Genomic DNA, 18,998 nt, shown 5'->3' with positions numbered 1-18,998 from the left:
TGCCTCCTCAACATCGTTACAAGCTAGTATGCCTGTCATAATTTAAACTTTTTCCGGCTGCGAAACCATATAGTTTTTTCTCCTGAAAATACAGTGAATCCCGCTTAAAACAAAGGTCCAGCCGGATAAAACCAGAACTAATAACCAATCTCCTATTCCCAGCGGTACCGTTTGAAAAATACTTTGCAGCAGAGGATGATATATGACTCCAACCTGCATAATAATTGAACACAAAACAGCAAGCAATAAATATTTATTTTTCCCCAGCCCCACTTCAAATGCCGTCAACCTTTCCGAGCGACAATCAAAGACATGAAACATCTGGGATAATACCAGTGTAACAAAAGCCATCGTTCTTGCCAACTGTAAATTATTTTGCAAATAATATACCAGCGCAAAGATTAAGACCGTACTCCCTCCTATCTGTAGACCGCGGGTGATTATCTTCCTGCTTAAACCACGGGAAAATACGCTTTCCTCAGGATTCCGTGGCGGTCGGTTCATAATTTCCTCAGTATGAGGATCAACACCCAGTGCCATAGCCGGTAATCCATCCGTCACCAGATTGACCCATAGAATTTGCACTGGCAGCAGGGGTAGAGGGAAACCAAGCAGAGAGGCAATTAACATCGTCAAAACTTCGCCTAAATTACAAGACAGCAAGTAACGAATGAACTTGCGGATATTTTCATAAATTGCCCTTCCTTCCTCTACAGCTGCTACAATACTGGTAAAGTTATCATCGGTCAGAATCATAGCCGATGCCTCTTTAGTAACATCGGTTCCGGTTTTTCCCATAGACACTCCGATATTTGCTTCTTTAATTGCCGGCGCATCATTAATCCCGTCCCCCGTCATTGCCACTATATTTCCCCGGCTTTTGAGCGCTTTGACAATACGCAGTTTATGTGCGGGAGACACACGGGCATATATGGCTACCTCATCTACTACTTTCGTCAGTTCCTTTTCATTTAACCCGTCTAACTCGCTGCCGGTGAGAGCCTTCGTATCATTATCCTGAAAAATTTGCAGTTCCCTTGCTATCGCAATAGCTGTATCGCGATGATCCCCGGTGATCATTACCGTTTTGATACCGGCCTTACGGCATAAATTAATGGCATGCTTTACTTCTTCCCTTGGTGGATCAATCATCCCGATTAATCCCGTAAAAACCAAATCCTTTTCATACCGCTCATCCAAATTTTCCACATCGATTTGCCGGGGACTAAATTTACGGTAGGCAACTGCAAGAACACGCAAAGCCTGTGATGCCATCTCATCATGGACCTGCAATATCAGGGACCTGATTTCCGGCGTTATCGCAACTTCAACATTCCCTTTATTATAATATTTGCAAGAGTCTAAAACAGTATCCGCGGCTCCTTTGGTATATAGCGTATACATCCCTTTCTGCCCGTATAACACAGACATGGAACGGCGTTCTGACGAAAAAGGAATTTCCCCAATGCGCTTTTGCGTTTTTTCGAGAGTTTCACGCCATATATCCGCCTTGCCGGCTGCAACTACCAATGCCCCTTCTGTCGGATCCCCTTCAATAGACCATTCTTCCTGGGCAGAACGGCGCCAAAGTCCGCTTATACTAATCTTGTTATGTTTAAGAATGCTGTTATTGCAGACCGTTCCGGCTGTCAGGCATGCTTCTAGGGCTTTATCTTTCCGAGGATTGATTTCTTGCTGCTGTAAAAAAAATTTCCCGTGAATATCATACCCGTTACCGGTAACATCGAACAGATTTCCACCCGAAAAAATCTTACGAACGGTCATTTTATTCTGGGTAAGAGTACCGGTCTTATCGGAACAAATAACCGTTGTGCATCCCAAGGTCTCCACAGCCGGTAACTTGCGGATAATGGCATTGCGCCGGATCATACGCTGTACTCCCAGGGCCAAAGATACAGTTACAATGGCCGGCAATCCTTCAGGAATGGCGGCAACAGCCAGACTGATTCCTGCCATACACATTAAAAACAATGGTTCTCCTTTTAACACACCGGTTATCACCACAATCAGGCAGATAAGCAGGCAACCCCAAACAAGAAAATGCCCCAGCCTGGCCAATCTTCTCTCCAGCGGTGTCTTTTCCTGCTCCGTAGACTGAATCATACCGGCGATGCATCCCACCTCGGTTTCCATTCCTGTTGAACAAACAACGGCCTTGCCCCGTCCCTTCGTTACGCTGGTTCCGGCATAGATCATATTTTTTCTGTCGCCTAAAGCGCTGTTTTCGTCATATACCTGATTGGCTAATTTACTGACCGGCACGGATTCACCCGTTAAAGCAGCCTCTTCTATTTCCAAATTCTGTGCTTCTAGCAGTCTGCCATCTGCTGCCAGTTTATCGCCGGCCTCAATAACCATCAGATCTCCGGGAACCATTTCCCGTGCCGGAATTTGCTGCAACATTCCATTGCGAATGACACGTGCTGTCGGTGCAGACAATTCTTGTAATGCCTGCAGGGATTTTTCAGCCCGGAACTCCTGAATAAATCCCAGTACGGCATTAATGATTACTATGATCAAAATGGTAATTGCGTCGGCATATTCACCGAGAAAAGCGGATATCAAAGTGGCTGCCAGCAAGACCAACACCATAAAATCTTGAAACTGCATTAAAAGTTGCTTCCACCAGCCGATTGGTTCTTTAACTGCCATTTCATTAAAACCAAACTCTTCCTGCCTGGTTTTAACTGTTTTAGAAGACAACCCCTCACTAGCATTTAACTTCCAAAAATCAACAATTTCTTCTAAAGAACGCGCATGCCACTTATCCATTTTTATCCGGTCACCTCATTATTAAACAGCTTTTTTGTATCCATGTTATTCAAAAAGAAAGGTAATTAGACCTAGTTTGACCACATGGGATGCTCATGATATACTAGTTGAAAAATAGGTTCGGAGGCAGTTTTTATGAGTCTTGACGGCTTTTCTTTATCGGCATTGATTGTTGAATCCAATAAAAAACTAGCGGGCAGCAGAATTGAAAAAATATATCAGCCTGACAAATATACTTTATCTTTTGTAATTAGGAACCATAATGAAAATATTCGCCTCATTATTTCTTCCAAGCCAGAAAATCCCTGTCTGTATATAAGTTCATCACTTCCGGAAAATCCGGCTTCTCCGCCCGCATTTTGTATGTTGCTGAGAAAACACCTGGAAGATGGACGAATAGCCGGGATATCCCAGTATGGACTGGATCGTATTGTGTTTATTGACATTGACGTGAAAAGTGATCGTGGGAATGTAGTAACTAAGCGTCTAACTATGGAGTTAATGGGTAAGCACAGCAATATCATTCTTGTGCAGGATGGTCGGATCATTGACTCCATTAAACGTATCAGCTCAGCCGTCAGCCGTGTACGCCAAATTTTCCCCGGTATATCCTATCAGTATCCGCCGAACACCTCCGGTTATGATTTACTGCATACTCCGGTAGAAGATTATGTAAAACAGCTTGCACAGGAGGAACCTAGTTCCACCATAGCGAAAGCCATCATCAAAACCGGCAGCGGTATTGGGCCGGTAACGGCCAAAGAGATTATATGGCGCAGCGGCCTGCCTGCAGATATTACAGTTGGATCCTTAGACCAAGCCGATTTAGGAGCAATAACGGAAGCTATTAACAGTATCCTGGGCGTGGTAAAAAACCATTCCTTCATCCCTACGCTTGCCTTTAATCAAAACAATCGTATCACGGGTATGGCTTCCTTCCCTTTAGAACATCTGGCTACCAATCAAGTAAAAGTCTTTTCCTGTATGAGTGAACTTCTAGAGTTTGCCGACCAATTGAAAGTTATTGAACGCAATCCGGATAAAAATGAATTGGAAAAACTAATCAGTAATGAATTAAGCCGGCTAAACCGCAAATTACAGGCCCTGTCAAGCGAACGTAACGACGCTGGCCAGGCATTAAAATACCGGCAATATGCCGATATTTTAATGGCCAATCTCTATCGGATCGACCAGGGTTCTTCCAAAACGGTATTAACTGATTTTTACAGCACCGTTCCTGCGACAATTACTATTCCGCTTGACCCCTCTCTCTCCGCTTCCCAAAACGCACAGGCCTATTACGCAAAATATAATAAACTGAAAAGAGCGCAGACTTCTCTTACCATACAAATTACCCAATGCCGGCAAGAAATTGAATACCTGGAAAGTGTCCAGATATCTCTGCATAATTCCACAACCAATGCTGAAATATCTGAGATTAAGGAGGAATTGGCACAATCCGGTTATCTCAAAATACCGGCTAAACGCCGCATAAAACAGGCACCATCAACGCCTTTGACTGCTTATAGCAGCGACGGACTGACCATATTAATCGGAAAAAATAATCGGCAAAATGATTTTGTCACCTTCAAACAGGCACATACTGAAGATATCTGGCTGCATACCAAAAATATTCCCGGATCACATGTTATTCTCCGTACCGGTTCTACGCCGGCCTCTCCGGAGGCAATAAACGAGGCAGCTCATCTTGCCGCTTATTTTAGCAAGGCCCGCCTGTCGTCCCAGGTTCCGGTTGATTTTACCAAGCGCCGTTACGTAAAAAAACCTTCCGGCAGCAAACCGGGGTTTGTTATCTATGAACACCAAAATACGCTTCATATTACGCCGGACGAAAAAGTTGTTCAACACCTGCTCCGGCAGCCAGTGGCCCGAAATAAATAATAAAGAGGACTGTATTGAATTCGATGCGCGCTCCTTCCTGTACCAGGTTTTTATTATTTAACCCGTCTACCTAGGATAGCATATCAGTTTACCTCAATGACAATCCTCTTTTATTTTGCTAGTCTGTAATTTCCGCTATCACGACTTGATCGGTCGTATCTACAGGTGTAATCCGAACATTGACAATCTCCCTGCTTGCAGTAGGTACATTTTTCCCAACATAATCAGCACGCAACGGCAGTTCACGATGCCCGCGGTCAACCAACACTGCTAACTGGATGACTTTCGCCCGGCCGATGTCCATGACCGCATCCAATGCCGCACGGGCTGTTCTGCCCGTATAGAGCACATCATCGACTAATACTATTTTTTTACCGCTAATATCACCGGGAATTTGCGTTTGATGAACTACCGGCTGATAACTCAGTGTCGATAAATCATCACGATATAGGGTAATATCCAAAATTCCAACCGGCAGTCGGACCCCCTCAATTTGTTCAATAGCCGCTGCCAGCCGTTCCGCTAAAGGAACGCCGCGAGTCCGTATACCAACCAGGATAATGTCCTGTATCCCTTTGTTCTTTTCAATGATTTCATGAGCCACCCGCGTAATAGCCCGGCGAACGGCCTGTGCATCCATCAAAATCGTTTTTTCGATAAAATTAGTCATTTTTCTCACCTCTTGTATTTTTGTAAGGTATGTAAAATCTCACTCATATCGCTGGGTAGCGGCGCAGTAAATTGCATTGGTTCTCCGCTTACAGGATGGATCAAACGCAATTCTCTGGCATGTAAAGCCTGTCCGACAATAGAAAATTCTTGTTTTTTTACCCCGTATTTCGGATCACCGACAACCGGATGACCGATATACGCCATATGAACTCTGATTTGATGTGTTCGTCCTGTCAGCAGTTTACATTCAACCAGTGTATATTCCCCAAAACGCGTAAGCACAGTAAAATTGGTTGTGGCTTCCCGGCTGTTTTCAAAGGTCACCGCCATCTTTTTCCTATCGGCCGTATGGCGTCCGATAGGAGCATGGATGCTGCCGTGATCTTCTTTAATATTCCCGTGAACAATAGCCCAGTATATACGACTGGCAGTACGGTCTTTAATCTGCTGCGCCAGGCTTATATGAGCACGGTCAGTCTTAGCTGCTACCATAACCCCTGAAGTATCTTTATCAAGACGGTGCACTATTCCCGGACGAATTTCGCCATTAATACCCGACAGATTCTTACAGTGTTCCAGCAATGCATTTACTAAAGTACCCTGATAATTGCCGGCGGCAGGGTGCACGACCATCCCTCTGGTCTTGTTAACCACAATAATATCGTCATCTTCATACAAAACAGAAAGTGGGATATGCTCGGCAACAACATCCATCGGTTTAGGCTCCGGAATCATAACGGCCACTCTATCATTCAACTGTATCCGGTAATTAGGTTTAACCAGCTTAGCATTCACGGTAACATGTCCCTCACGGATTAATTTCTGTATAAACGATCTTGTCAAATCGCTTCGCTGTTTAGTTAAAAACAAATCCAGCCGCTCATTTTCAGCCGCTGCTTCAACTATGTCGACAAATTCTCTAGTCACACTCATTCAGTCCCTTTTTGAAAATAAATAATATGTATAATAATAAAAAATACGCCAGTTACAATGGCAATATCGGCAATATTGAATACCGGCCATATGCGAAAATCAAAAAAATCCACAACATAACTAGTTCTCACCCGGTCAATAACATTGCCGATCGCGCCTCCGACCATAAAGGCAATTCCAACTCGTAATAATAAATTACCGGCCGGAATGCGCGGATAAAACCAAAAGACGCCGGCAATCATCATGCCCGCAATAACCACAAAAAAAGCCGTCTTATGCTCTAAAATCCCAAAGGCCGCACCTGGATTCAATACATAGGTCAGATGAAACACATTTTGAATTAATGGGATGGACATGCCTGGAAGCATATGGGTTTGAACATAATATTTGGTCAGTTGATCCAAAACGATAATAAGTATGGATAACAGTAATATTGGCACGATTTTGCTCTCCTATTCTTTTACGTATATGTACATTATGATAAAGATAGTTACATCATACCGAAAATATTACGAAACGTAAAGAACTGCATTAGTATTCATTTTTCTCCGCCGCTGTATCCGTACCGGATCCAGCTTTGTTTTCCACTACTTCCCTGCAAAGCATACATATTCCTCTTTCCAGGCTTTCTTCCCTTAACTTTAAGGGTGCCTCTGCCGCTCCCTGCTGATAACCTGATACATATCCATAGTGTTTACCCAAAAAATAGCCAACGATAAATGCTGATAAGGCAACAAGCATTACCAATGTTTCCGCCCTCCTTGACAACAATAATCCACTGTGTAAAAAACAATGATGGCCAGGCACACCGGAAAAAACATATCATCGTTGACAAACCATGCAATAAACAGGCCAAGCAAAGCCAGCAGCAAGCATTCAAAAATCCCATAGCGGTGAGCTAAGTTCCGAAAGCCCGCTAACATGTCGGAAGACAAATCAATACAATCATCAATTAATTGCACGGAAAAAACAAGCGGCAGGGAAAAAAACATGACCTGCCAGCCCAATAACAGCCCTCCCAGCAGCAGCAGCACTAACGACTCTTGCAGGCCGCTCAATCTGCTTGGGAATTGTTTTTCCATGTCATTAAACATCCCTACTATATAGCTGCTGAAAAACAAACTGACGCTGATTTGAGTATGGATGGCAGCAGCAACTACCATACATATCATGGCATAATACATCGTTGATTTTCCGAGTTTTTCAGCCCAGTTACCCCGTTTTCCCCGATAATCAAGTTCATAATCCAGATAATCATCTGCCAGTTTAATGGCAGCGGCACAACAAATAACAGCAAAAAAGGTACTACCGAGTTCAAATATTCTGTCTGACATAGTTTTTCACCTCTTTAAAACCATGGGCATATAGCGCAGATATGGCAAAAATCGGTGACTCCGGAAAAACAGCAGGTATTTTTCTAATAGCGTCTTGTGCCGCAGGCAGGTCAACCTTATTTGCCAGCATCACATAATTGCGCCGTAAAACTCCGTAGCGGTAAATTTCTTTATCGATATCCGCCGAGCGTTCATTGGCACAGTCTTTAAAAATTGTCGATAAATCAATAATATGCAATATTGCTTCTGCACAACGCAAAGCTTTTAGAGTTTGAGCCATGCCCTGACGAATATCGGCATCGGGGTTAATCGTTTCGCTGATACCGCAAGTATCGGTTAATAAAAAACTGGCTATTGTTTTACCCACAGGAATTTTTAAAACGAAAGATTGCATTGAACGTGTCTTATGTAAAGTTACAGAGCAAAACTCTCTTTTTGCTTCCTCAATACCAAGCTGTCGGCAAGTAGTAAGACCATCTACATGTTTCGTGGTAATGTTGACTGCTTTGCTACCCAAATAACCGGCAAAATTTAAAGCAAACATGGTTTTCCCTGAGTTTGGACGCCCTACAATCATCATCTCTTTCATGGATCTACCTCCGGCAAATCTTCCTTTTCAATGCTGATCAACTCCTCGCGGGTCGTAGTAGTTTTTGATAATAAGCGAACCGCCTGACGGCGAATAGCCTTTTCAATTATATTACGGATGGTCCGGGCGTTGCCAAAATGCTCTTCCTTGGCAAATATATACAAAATTTTTAACAGGGCTGCCTTGGCTTCAAGTGTAAGACGATACTGACGCTTTGAACACATTTGTTCAGCAATTAGCCACAATTCTTCCTGATTATAATCGTCAAAATCGATATGAATAGGAAATCGTGAACGCAGACCGGGATTAGACTGTAAAAATAATTCCATTTCCTTTTGATATCCGGCAAGAATCAGAATGAGTTCATTTTTATGATCTTCCATGGCTTTCACAATACCCAGGACACAAATAGGCATAACCTAGATAACTAATGCAAGTTATTACCCTATAACAAAATAAGTGCAATTGCTCAGCATTGATTCAATGCCTGCAATTACACTCAACTTGTAAATAAACGGAACAAAAGATCGGCTCCATGACGGTTGTTTATTGAATGACCGTTATAGCATCGCCATTTTTTATTTCTCTAACCCTGGTTGTTATGACCATGCTTTCCTGTGGCAACGCTGAGGTAACTTCAGTAAAATCACCGGTCCTTTCGCCAATAGTTACTTGCCGACTGACAGCTACATGATTGACTGCTATAAAGATAAAATTTCGTCCTTGTTCATCCTGGAATACGGAATCAGCAGGAATAACACGGACATTTTCTGTTTTACCGGTGTCCATGCGAACGTTTACGGAATTGCCCGGCTGCAGCAAGTCTTTCGGATTATCCGTAAGCTTAATATGTGCTATAAAAGAAGAAATTTGTTCGCCGTCAACTTCCGGATAAATACTGGAAACCTGCCCCATTACCATTTGATCCGTTAATTCTATCATAGCTTTAGTGCCTAAATGAACCAAATAGAGATCATTCTGATTCAGATGCACAATCACTTCCACTTCTTGCCCGCTGCCCAGAGCAAGCAACTGTTGACCGGCTTGTACTGTATTCCCCGGAGTTACGGACAAACCTGTTACAATGCCGTCAATGGGTGCTGTTACGGTTGCAGAGCCATGAAGTGTTGTCATTGCGTCACTAGTATTTCCACCGGCTGTCGAATTTTGAGCATTGTTCAATTCCTCCTGCGCTTGTTGCAGCCGGGTCAGGGCGGTTTCCAGTTGACGCCGTGGAATAGCCCCTTGCTCATACAACTTTTGATAGCGATTAACATCGTTTAGCGCTTTGTCGTAACTTTCCTGCGCTATTCCTCTATTTAGGCTCCCCGCCGATGGAGATTCACGGCTAGCAGAAGTTCCCTGAAGTTTGGCCAATGGGTGGCCTGCTTTAACTGCCTGGCCTGTTTTAACATATATTTCGCTAAGAATGCCGGAATAATCGGTATGAATAGGCACAGAAGTTGAATTTTCCACAGAACCCGGCCGGGCAATCCATAATGGCTTGTTTATAATTCTTACTGGTGCTACAGTAACGGAAACCGAATTTTGTACCATATTTTTGTCTAAAAAGGAGAATGGAAACAGGTGAAATCGGGCTGCCACTACAAGCGCCAAAAAAAGCAAAAATGCACTCAAGGGAATGATCGGATGATATTGCCGGGCTATTTTCCTCATATATTGTCATCTCCAATAATAAAAACTAGCATGTACTATGTTCTCACTTTTCACTTTTTACGTCAAGTGTTGACACAACGTAAATTTAGTTGGAAAATAAGAAGGTACGCTGGTCAGTAAAAGTGGCGTTTCATGGTTTTATGGAGGAGGATATACTCAATGCTTATTCCGTTTCAAAAAAAGGGTAAACCAATTCTACTGCCCGGGATAAACTGGGCCAGTTTACTTATTAGCATGCTCATCTTAGTTTCAGTGGGGATTTTTGCAAATCATCAGCAAGCGCTTACTGCAAACGCTGTGACAGCAACCGAACTACAAAACAATCAGCCTGATGAAATTGGATCTATGCAGGAGAATGAAAGTCTGCCGGACAATACTAATGCGCTTGCAACCACCCCCTCACTCTGGCCGGCTAGCGGCGCGGTTACCTCCGGTTTTGGTCAGCGTAATTCACCATGGGAGGACGGCAGTGAATTACACCCGGGCATCGACATTGCTGCCGGAATAGGGACTCCCGTTGTCGCCACAGCCGATGGCGAAGTTGTAAAGAGCGGATGGTCCGGTGGCTACGGAAATATTGTCCAAATCGATCATGGTAACGGCATTGAGACGATTTATGGACACAACTCGAAAGTAGCAGTAATTGTAGGCCAAAAAGTAAAAAAAGGCCAGATTGTTTCCTTTGCAGGCAGTACCGGAAGAAGTACCGGTCCACATGTCCATTACGAAATCAGGGTTAACGGTACCGCCGTTGATCCTATTAAATTTTTGGTTTTATATTAGACGTAGGATATCTGTTCATTTCCCCAAGCAGTATCAACAGCCAAGATTTTACTTTTTTTAGATTCGTCACATTGATAATGAGCGTACATTCTGGTATGCTCATTTTATTTTTTTGCAGAGAACATAGATACTTTTACAAAATATGATCTCTAAAAAAACAAACAGACAACCATTGCCCGCATATGATTTACCGAGGTGATGAAAATGTCGCAAACAGGTAAACCCCTTCCTATTGTAAAAATAACTCTACTAAATGCTGATATCAGCAAACATGAGGCTTATAGCAGGAAATTCATGTTGACACTTATCAGTGGTCTTATGAAACGAACGCAGCGTTCGCATTCCGACTAAGAGGTAACTATGCATGAATGCAGCGATATATGTTCGGGTATCTACAGATCAACAGGCTGAAAAAGGTTATTCTATAACTACGCAATTAGAAGCCTGCCGTAAATATGCTCTTAAATTAGGCGCAACCAGAATTGAAGAATTTATTGATGACGGATATTCAGGAGAATTTATTGATCGTCCGGCATTGACTAAATTACGGGAAAAATTAAAAAATAAACTCTTTGATCTTGTTATTGCCTATGCACCCGACCGCTTGACCCGTAAAACCATTCATCTTCTCATCCTATCGGAAGAAATTGCCAAAGCCGGAGCCACGCGAAAATTTGCCTCCGTAAACTTTGACGCCACCTCCGAAGGTGAACTGATGTATAAATTCCAAGGCATAGTGGCCGAATACGAAAAAGAAAAAATCAAAGAAAGGACGATGCGTGGGAAACGGGGTAAAGCTGCCAAAGGTCTGGTTATTAGTAATGCCAAACCATTTGGCTATAGTTTTGATTCAGCTAGAAGCACTTATATAATTAACCAATCAGAGGCTGAAATTATAAGAATGATCTTTGACTTCCTTGTTAAGAGAAAAATGGGTACAGCCAGGATATGTAAGGAGCTGAATGCTCGCGGAATCCCTTCGCCTAGAAATAAACATGGCTGGATAAGCTCCAGTATACACAGGATATTAACAAACACCTTGTATAAAGGCACGATCTATTCAATGAAATATCGTTATGAAAAAATTGGTTTAAGTAAAAAAAAACGCACTCTCCGTCCGGAAGCAGAATGGATTCCAATTACTGTCCCTGCCATAATTGACGAGTTTACCTGGCAGGCTGCACAAAAACAATTGCAGGAAAATAGGGACTTTGCCAAACGCAATATAAAACATGAGTATCTGTTAAACGGCCTTGTCACTTGTGCTAAATGTGGCCGGCCAATGCTTATTTCTCATTCCGGATGCAAAAAACTCATTAGCTACTACGCCTGTTCAGGGAAAAAAAATCCATCCTGCCTGCCCCCAGGGCAGTCCCCGTGTCCGGCCAGGCAGATCCCCACTGAAACTCTCGACGAATATGTATTTAATTACCTGTGGGAGAACTTTCATAGTTTTTCATTAGTAAAGGAGTGCATTCAATTCCTTCCTCAGACAGAGGAAGGTAAAAAAAATAAAATTGCACTGGAGCAAATTATAAAAACCGAAAAAGAACTAGTACGGCAACAAGCTACTCTCCTACGTTGGTTTCGTCAAAGAATTGTAACGGAAAGTGAGGCTGAAATTCAATTAAGAGATATACAGAAAAAACTGGCGGACATTAACCAGATAAAGAAAACATATGAAACACAATTAAACGCAACTGCTTTTAGCCAGTCCTCTCTTGACATTTTTCCCACAGATCAGTTCCATATTTATAAAGATAGTTTTACATTACAAGAAAAAAGAGCAGCTTTACGGTCAATTTTGGATGAAGTTATCGTTGAACGAACCGATGATACCCGGGGACGTGGCAGCCGTCTGGAAATTAACGTGCAATTAAAGCTAAGTCTCACCGTTCTCTAAATTCACATGGCAGCCTGATGGTACCTGTAATCGTTTCACTGTCCCCTGATTCTTTTGCCATGCACCGTAGTATATTTTTCCCTCCGGACTGCTTAACCCCTATCCGAAAATTTTGTCTAAAATGCTGGCAATGATTGGCTTTGTTAAAGCAACAACCGGGACAATCCGCGGTAAGAACAACAAGACCAGCCTGTGCTGCAGCGATAAACTGTTTAGCCTGTAAAAGTTCGTGTACCATATCACTGATAAAATCATTTATACCCTCCGCCTGAAACCCGTTTAGCTTTTTTATTTCTTTAACAACTTTGTCCAGTTCCATTTCATATCGCTGTATATCGGGTATCTGTCCCAGCAGTGCCGGATCTTCGGTAAGTAATCTTAGTTTTTCTTTTGCTTGTATGGCATTGGCACCAAGGTAAACAGACTTATTTTTCGGCCGTTTTGTTTTAGGATCATAGACACTTTCTTTGAGATAAAAGGTGCCGTTTCTACGCTTCTCTACATACATAGCATTCCACCTTGCAAAGATCTGCAATCACATTATTTTTGTGATTATAAACACAAGAAACGATGATATAATCATATAGTATATATGATTATATCATTAACTGCCTTTGTTCACAATTAATTTAAATTTTGAACAAAGGTAAACCATATAGAGACATTTCATTATTCTTCTGTTCTATCCCCAATTCCCTTTCAGGATTTTCTCAGAATAGAGACCGTTAGTGAAGCAACAGGCTCTTACGCCCTTTTAAGGGAAAAGGCCTGTTGTTTTTACTTTGAGGAAACCGATAAAGCTTGTATAAAAGCTGCCGGATCAGAACAGGTCATGGCTTCAGACCTGACACAACATCCTTGCGCCCCTGTTGCCAACACCTGCCTTATGTTATTTCTGCCAATTCCACCAATAGCCAGCACCGGCAAATCCACAGCCTGGCAGACTTCCTCTAAAAAAAACAATCCTCTGGGTGGGATGCCTCTTTTACAGTCTGTAGTATAGATATGGCCTGCAACAACATAAGCGGCTCCCAGCGCTTCTGCCTCCCTGGCTTCTTCAACCGAATGAACCGAAGCCCCCAACTGTATAACCGATGCTTCCCGGCGATAAACGCGTAAATCCGGCATTGACAAATGAAGATGCTGATGCTGCATTTTTATTGCCACCGCACTATATCGGTGAAGGATCAGAATCACCCCATATCGGTCACAGACCTTTTTGACCTGGCAGGCTAACCGTTCATAAGCCGGCAGATCCAAATCTTTTTCTCTCAACATCACTGCATAAGGTTTGGCCTGAGCCACCTTTTGAATGCGGTGTAAAAAATCCTCCTGGCAAAGTTTCCGGTCGGTCACACAAATTACCATAATTCTATACCCGCACATAGTCGGTATAAACCGGCTGAAGTCCCCTGTCAAGAATCATCTGATGCACCTCTTCCACACTGCGTGTATCGGCAATTTTAAATTGTTCATCACCCTTTTCCTGCTCTTTGTGTCCCCCCACACCAACATTAACCCCGGCAGAAATCTTAGTAGCAGCCATACCGATGATATGGTCACGAAACCGTGCCCGTTCTCGGGTAGAAATGGTAATTCCGGCAAAAGGCATAAACAGGCGATAAGCCAGTATAACTTGCAACAATTGTCGTTCATGGACATCATTAGGATTATTTTTTACATTGTTAATGTATGGCCGTAAACGGGGAGTTGAAAAAGATATTTCAGCATAAGGATATTTCTGCTGGAGAAAATAGGCGTGCAGTCCAGCAGCAAAGGCATCCTTACGAAAATCCCCTAACCCCAGCAATGCTCCAAAAGCCACCCCTTTCATCCCCCCTTTTAATGCCCGTTCCTGCGAATGGAAACGATAAGGATACACTCGTTTTGGCCCCCGTAAATGAACCTCTTTATATTTGTCCGATTCATAAGTTTCCTGATAAACGGAAACAAAATCGGCACCACATTCACGCAAGTAGGCATATTCATCACTGTTCAACGGATAGATCTCAATACCGACTGTCGAAAAATAGCAGGCTGCTAACTTGACAGCCTCTCCGATATAGCGGACTCCGGACTGGGAACGGGCTTCTCCGGTAAGAAGCAGAATCTCTTTTAATCCGGTGGCAGCTATCTCCTTTAATTCCTCTTCAATCTCCGCTAAGGACAGTTTTCCTCTTTTTATGCTGTTCTTGCAGTTAAAGCCACAGTATACACAATGATTTTCACAGTAATTAGAAATATAGAGTGGTGTAAATATTTGAACTGAACTGCCAAAATACCGTCTGGTCTCTGCGGTAGCCCTCACAGCTATTTCTTCCAAATACAGTTCGGCAGCCGGAGATATAATGGCTCCATAGTCCTCAAGGGTAAGCCGTTCATGCCGCAATGCCTGTTTGACATTTTCCGCGGTATATTGCCGATGATCATAGAGCTGCAATAACCTTCCAACTCTTTCCATCAAATCCGAATCAATAACTTCCATTCCTTCCCTATATTCCATATGACTATTTTGACTCATCATCATGATCAGTCCTCCAAAAATCCGGTCAAAGGACTTGAGGCTTCCGCTTTATCCAAAACACGTCCCAAACGGGCTATATAAGCTTCCCGACCGGCTTGAACAGCTAACTTAAAAGCGCTCGCCATCTGCGCTATATTTCCCGATGTGGCAATAGCCGTATTGCACATCACGGCAGCTACTCCCATTTCCATCGCTTCACACGCTTGCGACGGGCGGCCGATTCCCGCATCGACAATAACCGGCAGGTCAATTTCTTCCACTAAAATACGAATAAACTCTTTAGTACATAACCCTTTATTGCTGCCAATTGGTGCGCCCAATGGCATAACGGCGGCTGCCCCTGCATTGACCAACGCACGGGCAACATGTAAGTCAGGATACATATAGGGCATGACATGAAATCCCTCTTGCGATAACATCTCCGTGGCTTTAATTGTTTCGTAATTATCCGGCAGCAAATATTTTGAATCAGAGATAACCTCCAGCTTAATAAAATGGCCGCACCCGATTCCCCTTGCCAGCCTGGCAATCCTTACTGCCTCCTCTGCATTTCTAGCCCCGGAGGTATTAGGTAAGAGTGTAACGTTGGAAGGTATGTAATCCAAAATATTCTCTTTTCCACCGATATTGGCCCGGCGCAAGGCCAGTGTCACCATATCCACTTCGCCGTAAGTAATAACCGCTTGAGTCATCTCAAGTGAGAATTTACCGGATCCTAAAATTAACCGGGATCGAAATTTCTGTCCGCCGATAATTAATGAGTCATTCATATAAAGTGCTTCTCCTCCCTCTCATTCCAATTCACGTTACAACTAACCACCGCCCACAAAATGCACAATTTCCAGAATGTCCTGATCTGACAGCCGGATCTTTTTATACTCTGTCTCGGGAATAATTACCCCGTTGTGTTCTATAGCAATGGTCCTGTAATCAAACTGCAGGCTTGTCAAGAAATCAAATAAAGTCTGTTCTTTTTCCAGCGCCATGTTCTTACCATTCACTTTCATTATTTCACCTCTTCCATAAAAAATGAAAAAAGCACAAAACGAAGTGACACCCTTTTGGTGGTGTTCCCCATTTTGTGCTTTTATTAAAGACAGTATAACATGTTCCCTGACACAAATCAAGTTATCGATGGTTCTTTTCCTCAATGTAAATATCCACATATTATGCTGATTTATTTCCAGGCTTTCACCAAAACGTCGATTGATTCTTTTCCAAAGTCTTTTTCCCCACCCCTGGCCAGCGAATAGGCCTCATCAATAAACAGTATACCGCCATATGCTTTTTTTAGTTGTTCGCGTGTTTTTTGGGCAGTATGCCCAATATATTCCCCTACCAGATCCGCCCGCTCCACTTCAATCAAATGTCCACGGCTGAGAACGCCCATCTGGCAAAAAATTTTTCCTAAGATACGGGCTACAGTTGTTTTCCCTGTCCCAGGATTCCCTTTAAAAACCATATGTAATACTAAAGGCTCTGTCAGCAAATGTTCTCTTTCCCTCCGCTTTTGTATCTCTAAAAATGCATATATTTCCCTAACTAACCGTTTTACTTTATCAAGTCCGATTAAAGAATCCAACTCTTTTAAAACATCTTCTGCTTTTTGCGGACTGCTTGCTGTTTTTTTTAGCATTGGGCGGTTCATTGATTCTTCCATTTCCCGCAAATGCCGAAAACCCTCCAAGGCCGATATCTCCCCTGCGGCGATTGCTGTAAAAACTTCTTGTGGACAAATATATATCATTTTCACTCACCTCTCGCCTATCGGTGATATACAGTATATGCGTAAACACAGAAAAATGTAACAAATGCTCCGGAAGGTTCCGGAGCATTTGTTACATTTTGGGCTCTTCTTTTTTTTCATGATAATTAGAGGAAAGCGGACGGAAGGGTGTAATTGTCGATATCGCATGTTTGTAAACTAATTGCTGTTTACCATCATTTTCTATGATCACTGTAAAATTATCAAATCCTTTAACCGACCCTCTCAGTTGAAACCCGTTGACTAGATAAATTACCACCGGCATATTCTCTTTACGTACTTGATTTAAAAAACTGTCCTGCAAATTAATTACTTTTGTTGTCATGAATTAACCCCTCCGTATTTATGATATTTCCTTCTCATCTATACTCTTTCTTAGTTTTATTCTACTTGAGACCAAGCTTTCCTGCAACATATCTGTAAATACTTTCCATTAAATTCGCATAGTCAATATACTCATCTACCTTAAACCATTGTATATAAGGCATTTTCCGGTACCAAGTCAACTGGCGTTTTGCAAAATTCCGGGTTGCCTGCTTGATATTTTCTACAGCCTGAGCTAAATCAGTATCCCCCTGCAAATAAGCTACTATCTCTTTATAGCCGATTCCCTTCATCGCCTGACACTCCGGTGAGACGCCTTGCTTTAACAACCCATCCACTTCTGCCACTAACCCAGAAGTAACCATCTGATCAACACGCAGATTAATATTACGGTATAAGGCCGCCCTATCCAAAGTTAGAGCGATAACCGCTGCATTGTACACCAGCCCCTGGGGGTTCTTCGCCTGCGATATGCGTTCACCACCCAGTTCGTTAACTTCCAATGCACGTATGATGCGGCGGCGATCATTCGGATGTAATCTGGCTGCAGTATCAGGATCTTTAACGGCTAATTTGTTATGCAAATAAGTATTCCCATATAAATCGGCCAAATTTTCCAGTTTCAGACGAAGCTTTTCACTCCCCGCCGTAGAATTAAATTGATAATCTTCTAAAAGAGCCCTCACATACAATCCCGTTCCTCCGACTAAAACAGGCACTTTCCCCTGTTGGTTTATCGCTGTGATATGTTGTGCGGCAAGCTGCTGAAAATCAGCTACGCTAAATTGCTCCGTCGGCTTAAGACAATCGACTAGATGATGTGTAACTCCACGTCGTTCCGCCATATCAGGTTTGGCGGTACCAATATTCATTTGTTGATATACAAGCATTGAATCACCGGAAATAATTTCCGTATTAAGCTTTCTGGCCAAATCAATGCTGACTTTTGTTTTTCCGACTGCAGTCGGGCCAATGACGGCTATAACACGTTCCATAATCACTCTCCCATTCTCACCCGCTTATCTCGATAATGCCATAATGAATGCTGCTATATTTGCCTCCCTGCAAAGCAGTTAATGGAAATTTTCTAAATTCAGCACTATTATGAGCTTCTTTAATAACAACACGACGCTTAGCTACCCGACAGGCTTCTGCCACCGCTTCCGGAAGCAAGGGACGGTCATCAGCGAGATATCTCAACGGCTTTACATTCGAACTGCTTTGAATGGGACGTCGGAACATCGGATCAAAATATACAATGTCAAAACTATCCGTAGATAAATTATTTAGATATTTAAGATAATCCGCCGTTTCTACTTCAACGCGGCGTAAAGATTGAATGATGTCACTATCTGCATCAGCAAAATTTTGTAAACCGTACCGGGTAACCGCACTAATCAATGGAGAATTTTCAATCCCCTTGACATAGCCGGTTGTTCCAGCCACGAAGCTGGCTACAATGGCATCTGTAGCTAATCCCAGTGTACAATCCAGAACTGACATACCTGGCTTTAAGTCCATGGCAGCTGCCATATGGTCATGTTTTCCATTTATGATATTTTTTATACGCAATTGTGCCATACTCAAATGAAAAAAGAAGTTGCCTCCAGGTGTTGTCACTACAGGACCCCTTTGGGTAATAATTAACAATAAATCGGTTTTATAGATTTCTTTAAGCATGGGTATGGAGTGATTTTCCCTAACGACATAGGGGATTTGTAAGATGGCTGCCAGGTTTTGTGCCATTGCCATTATTTTTGCGCTGGGACGCAGCGCCGTTGTAACTATTACCTTCACAC

Annotated in this window: 21 protein-coding genes; 3 read left to right on the top strand and 18 right to left on the bottom strand. The window is 42.8% G+C overall.

All coding sequences use genetic code 11. The features are described from left to right. Nucleotides 1-42: 42 nt before the first annotated feature. A complete protein-coding gene (locus P22_RS01355; RefSeq protein ID WP_054258398.1) occupies nucleotides 43-2,793 on the bottom strand; it encodes a calcium-transporting P-type ATPase, PMR1-type in 2,751 nt (916 codons plus the stop codon). Between the two features lie 135 nt (nucleotides 2,794-2,928). On the opposite strand from P22_RS01355, the gene P22_RS01350 reads away from it, so the two are divergent. Then, complete coding sequence (locus tag P22_RS01350; RefSeq protein ID WP_054258397.1) at nucleotides 2,929-4,695, top strand: Rqc2 family fibronectin-binding protein; 1,767 nt, start codon at nucleotides 2,929-2,931, stop codon at nucleotides 4,693-4,695. Nucleotides 4,696-4,813: 118 nt separating this feature from the next. Here the strand turns inward: P22_RS01350 and pyrR are convergent, their stop codons facing one another. The 8 genes from pyrR to P22_RS01310 all read right to left on the bottom strand — a co-directional run bounded on the left by pyrR (nucleotide 4,814) and on the right by P22_RS01310 (nucleotide 9,900). Further along, a complete protein-coding gene (gene pyrR, locus P22_RS01345; RefSeq protein WP_054258396.1) occupies nucleotides 4,814-5,365 on the bottom strand; it encodes a bifunctional pyr operon transcriptional regulator/uracil phosphoribosyltransferase PyrR in 552 nt (183 codons plus the stop codon). A gap of 5 nt (nucleotides 5,366-5,370) precedes the next feature. Continuing rightward, a complete protein-coding gene (locus tag P22_RS01340) occupies nucleotides 5,371-6,300 on the bottom strand; it encodes an RluA family pseudouridine synthase (protein ID WP_054258395.1) in 930 nt (309 codons plus the stop codon). Beyond that, nucleotides 6,297-6,740, bottom strand: a complete 444-nt coding sequence (lspA, locus tag P22_RS01335) for a signal peptidase II (protein WP_054258394.1) — start codon at nucleotides 6,738-6,740, stop codon at nucleotides 6,297-6,299. The genes P22_RS01340 and lspA overlap by 4 nt, the downstream gene beginning before the upstream one ends. 91 nt (nucleotides 6,741-6,831) lie before the next feature. After that, nucleotides 6,832-7,047, bottom strand: coding sequence for a hypothetical protein (locus tag P22_RS01330; RefSeq protein ID WP_054258393.1), 216 nt, complete (start codon nucleotides 7,045-7,047; stop codon nucleotides 6,832-6,834). Beyond that, nucleotides 7,041-7,634, bottom strand: a complete 594-nt coding sequence (locus tag P22_RS01325) for a hypothetical protein (protein ID WP_054258392.1) — start codon at nucleotides 7,632-7,634, stop codon at nucleotides 7,041-7,043. The genes P22_RS01330 and P22_RS01325 overlap by 7 nt, the downstream gene beginning before the upstream one ends. Then, entirely contained in the window at nucleotides 7,615-8,223 is a 609-nt protein-coding gene (locus tag P22_RS01320; RefSeq protein WP_054258391.1) for a GTPase domain-containing protein, read from the bottom strand. Before P22_RS01320 ends, P22_RS01325 begins: the two co-directional genes overlap by 20 nt. Further along, the gene (locus tag P22_RS01315) at nucleotides 8,220-8,639 is read right to left on the bottom strand and encodes an AAA family ATPase (protein ID WP_235814516.1); all 420 of its coding nucleotides are present in this window, start codon (nucleotides 8,637-8,639) and stop codon (nucleotides 8,220-8,222) included. Before P22_RS01315 ends, P22_RS01320 begins: the two co-directional genes overlap by 4 nt. A 130-nt stretch (nucleotides 8,640-8,769) precedes the next feature. Then, complete coding sequence (locus P22_RS01310) at nucleotides 8,770-9,900, bottom strand: efflux RND transporter periplasmic adaptor subunit (protein WP_054258390.1); 1,131 nt, start codon at nucleotides 9,898-9,900, stop codon at nucleotides 8,770-8,772. A gap of 159 nt (nucleotides 9,901-10,059) precedes the next feature. Here P22_RS01310 and P22_RS21525 point away from each other — a divergent pair, with 159 nt between their 5' ends. Next, nucleotides 10,060-10,683, top strand: coding sequence for a M23 family metallopeptidase (locus P22_RS21525; RefSeq protein ID WP_054258389.1), 624 nt, complete (start codon nucleotides 10,060-10,062; stop codon nucleotides 10,681-10,683). 364 nt (nucleotides 10,684-11,047) lie between these two features. Beyond that, nucleotides 11,048-12,586 carry a recombinase family protein gene (locus P22_RS01300; RefSeq protein ID WP_054258388.1) on the top strand — a complete coding sequence of 513 codons (1,539 nt, stop codon included), beginning with the start codon at nucleotides 11,048-11,050 and terminating at the stop codon, nucleotides 12,584-12,586. On the opposite strand, the gene P22_RS01295 is transcribed toward P22_RS01300, so the two are convergent. The 9 genes from P22_RS01295 to P22_RS01255 form a co-directional block, all read right to left on the bottom strand. Then, the gene (locus P22_RS01295) at nucleotides 12,573-13,094 is read right to left on the bottom strand and encodes a hypothetical protein (RefSeq protein WP_054258387.1); all 522 of its coding nucleotides are present in this window, start codon (nucleotides 13,092-13,094) and stop codon (nucleotides 12,573-12,575) included. The two genes, P22_RS01300 and P22_RS01295, sit on opposite strands and share 14 nt — an antisense overlap. Nucleotides 13,095-13,363: 269 nt before the next feature. Further along, the gene (locus P22_RS01290) at nucleotides 13,364-13,954 is read right to left on the bottom strand and encodes a thiamine phosphate synthase (protein ID WP_054258506.1); all 591 of its coding nucleotides are present in this window, start codon (nucleotides 13,952-13,954) and stop codon (nucleotides 13,364-13,366) included. Between the two features lie 4 nt (nucleotides 13,955-13,958). Beyond that, nucleotides 13,959-15,113 carry a 2-iminoacetate synthase ThiH gene (gene thiH, locus P22_RS01285; protein ID WP_054258386.1) on the bottom strand — a complete coding sequence of 385 codons (1,155 nt, stop codon included), beginning with the start codon at nucleotides 15,111-15,113 and terminating at the stop codon, nucleotides 13,959-13,961. Nucleotides 15,114-15,115: 2 nt separating this feature from the next. Further along, nucleotides 15,116-15,880: a thiazole synthase gene (locus P22_RS01280; protein WP_054258385.1), complete on the bottom strand. Its 765-nt coding sequence runs from the start codon at nucleotides 15,878-15,880 to the stop codon at nucleotides 15,116-15,118. A 42-nt stretch (nucleotides 15,881-15,922) separates the two neighbouring features. Beyond that, a complete protein-coding gene (gene thiS / locus P22_RS01275; protein WP_054258384.1) occupies nucleotides 15,923-16,117 on the bottom strand; it encodes a sulfur carrier protein ThiS in 195 nt (64 codons plus the stop codon). Between the two features lie 170 nt (nucleotides 16,118-16,287). Beyond that, nucleotides 16,288-16,857 (bottom strand): AAA family ATPase, encoded by a 570-nt coding sequence (locus P22_RS01270; protein WP_054258383.1) that lies wholly within the window; start codon nucleotides 16,855-16,857, stop codon nucleotides 16,288-16,290. A gap of 91 nt (nucleotides 16,858-16,948) precedes the next feature. Continuing rightward, on the bottom strand, nucleotides 16,949-17,200 hold the full coding sequence (gene hfq / locus P22_RS01265) for an RNA chaperone Hfq (RefSeq protein WP_054258382.1): 252 nt from the start codon (nucleotides 17,198-17,200) through the stop codon (nucleotides 16,949-16,951). Between the two features lie 61 nt (nucleotides 17,201-17,261). Continuing rightward, complete coding sequence (gene miaA, locus P22_RS01260; RefSeq protein ID WP_054258381.1) at nucleotides 17,262-18,194, bottom strand: tRNA (adenosine(37)-N6)-dimethylallyltransferase MiaA; 933 nt, start codon at nucleotides 18,192-18,194, stop codon at nucleotides 17,262-17,264. A 16-nt stretch (nucleotides 18,195-18,210) separates the two neighbouring features. Beyond that, nucleotides 18,211-18,996, bottom strand: coding sequence for a class I SAM-dependent methyltransferase (locus P22_RS01255; RefSeq protein WP_054258380.1), 786 nt, complete (start codon nucleotides 18,994-18,996; stop codon nucleotides 18,211-18,213). Between the last annotated feature and the right edge of the window lie 2 nt (nucleotides 18,997-18,998).

This window comes from Propionispora sp. 2/2-37 (genome assembly GCF_001298735.1).
Taxonomy (GTDB): domain Bacteria; phylum Bacillota; class Negativicutes; order Propionisporales; family Propionisporaceae; genus Propionispora.
The sequence above is the reverse complement of the archived record's forward strand: the minus strand, read 5'-3'. Positions and strand labels throughout refer to the sequence as shown.

Excerpts from the sequence above, each read along its gene's own strand:
- P22_RS01290 (WP_054258506.1), bottom strand. The coding sequence starts at position 13,954 with ATGGTAATTTGTGTGACCGACCGGAAACTTTGCCAGGAGGATTTTTTA.
- P22_RS01315 (WP_235814516.1), bottom strand. The coding sequence starts at position 8,639 with ATGCCTATTTGTGTCCTGGGTATTGTGAAAGCCATGGAAGATCATAAA.
- P22_RS21525 (WP_054258389.1), top strand. The coding sequence starts at position 10,060 with ATGCTTATTCCGTTTCAAAAAAAGGGTAAACCAATTCTACTGCCCGGG.
- P22_RS01355 (WP_054258398.1), bottom strand. The coding sequence starts at position 2,793 with ATGGATAAGTGGCATGCGCGTTCTTTAGAAGAAATTGTTGATTTTTGG.
- P22_RS01340 (WP_054258395.1), bottom strand. The coding sequence starts at position 6,300 with ATGAGTGTGACTAGAGAATTTGTCGACATAGTTGAAGCAGCGGCTGAA.
- P22_RS01295 (WP_054258387.1), bottom strand. The coding sequence starts at position 13,094 with ATGTATGTAGAGAAGCGTAGAAACGGCACCTTTTATCTCAAAGAAAGT.
- P22_RS01320 (WP_054258391.1), bottom strand. The coding sequence starts at position 8,223 with ATGAAAGAGATGATGATTGTAGGGCGTCCAAACTCAGGGAAAACCATG.
- thiH (WP_054258386.1), bottom strand. The coding sequence starts at position 15,113 with ATGATGATGAGTCAAAATAGTCATATGGAATATAGGGAAGGAATGGAA.
- P22_RS01325 (WP_054258392.1), bottom strand. The coding sequence starts at position 7,634 with ATGTCAGACAGAATATTTGAACTCGGTAGTACCTTTTTTGCTGTTATT.
- P22_RS01280 (WP_054258385.1), bottom strand. The coding sequence starts at position 15,880 with ATGAATGACTCATTAATTATCGGCGGACAGAAATTTCGATCCCGGTTA.
- P22_RS01310 (WP_054258390.1), bottom strand. The coding sequence starts at position 9,900 with ATGAGGAAAATAGCCCGGCAATATCATCCGATCATTCCCTTGAGTGCA.
- P22_RS01300 (WP_054258388.1), top strand. The coding sequence starts at position 11,048 with ATGAATGCAGCGATATATGTTCGGGTATCTACAGATCAACAGGCTGAA.
- P22_RS01350 (WP_054258397.1), top strand. The coding sequence starts at position 2,929 with ATGAGTCTTGACGGCTTTTCTTTATCGGCATTGATTGTTGAATCCAAT.
- hfq (WP_054258382.1), bottom strand. The coding sequence starts at position 17,200 with ATGACAACAAAAGTAATTAATTTGCAGGACAGTTTTTTAAATCAAGTA.
- miaA (WP_054258381.1), bottom strand. The coding sequence starts at position 18,194 with ATGGAACGTGTTATAGCCGTCATTGGCCCGACTGCAGTCGGAAAAACA.
- P22_RS01270 (WP_054258383.1), bottom strand. The coding sequence starts at position 16,857 with ATGATATATATTTGTCCACAAGAAGTTTTTACAGCAATCGCCGCAGGG.
- thiS (WP_054258384.1), bottom strand. The coding sequence starts at position 16,117 with ATGAAAGTGAATGGTAAGAACATGGCGCTGGAAAAAGAACAGACTTTA.
- pyrR (WP_054258396.1), bottom strand. The coding sequence starts at position 5,365 with ATGACTAATTTTATCGAAAAAACGATTTTGATGGATGCACAGGCCGTT.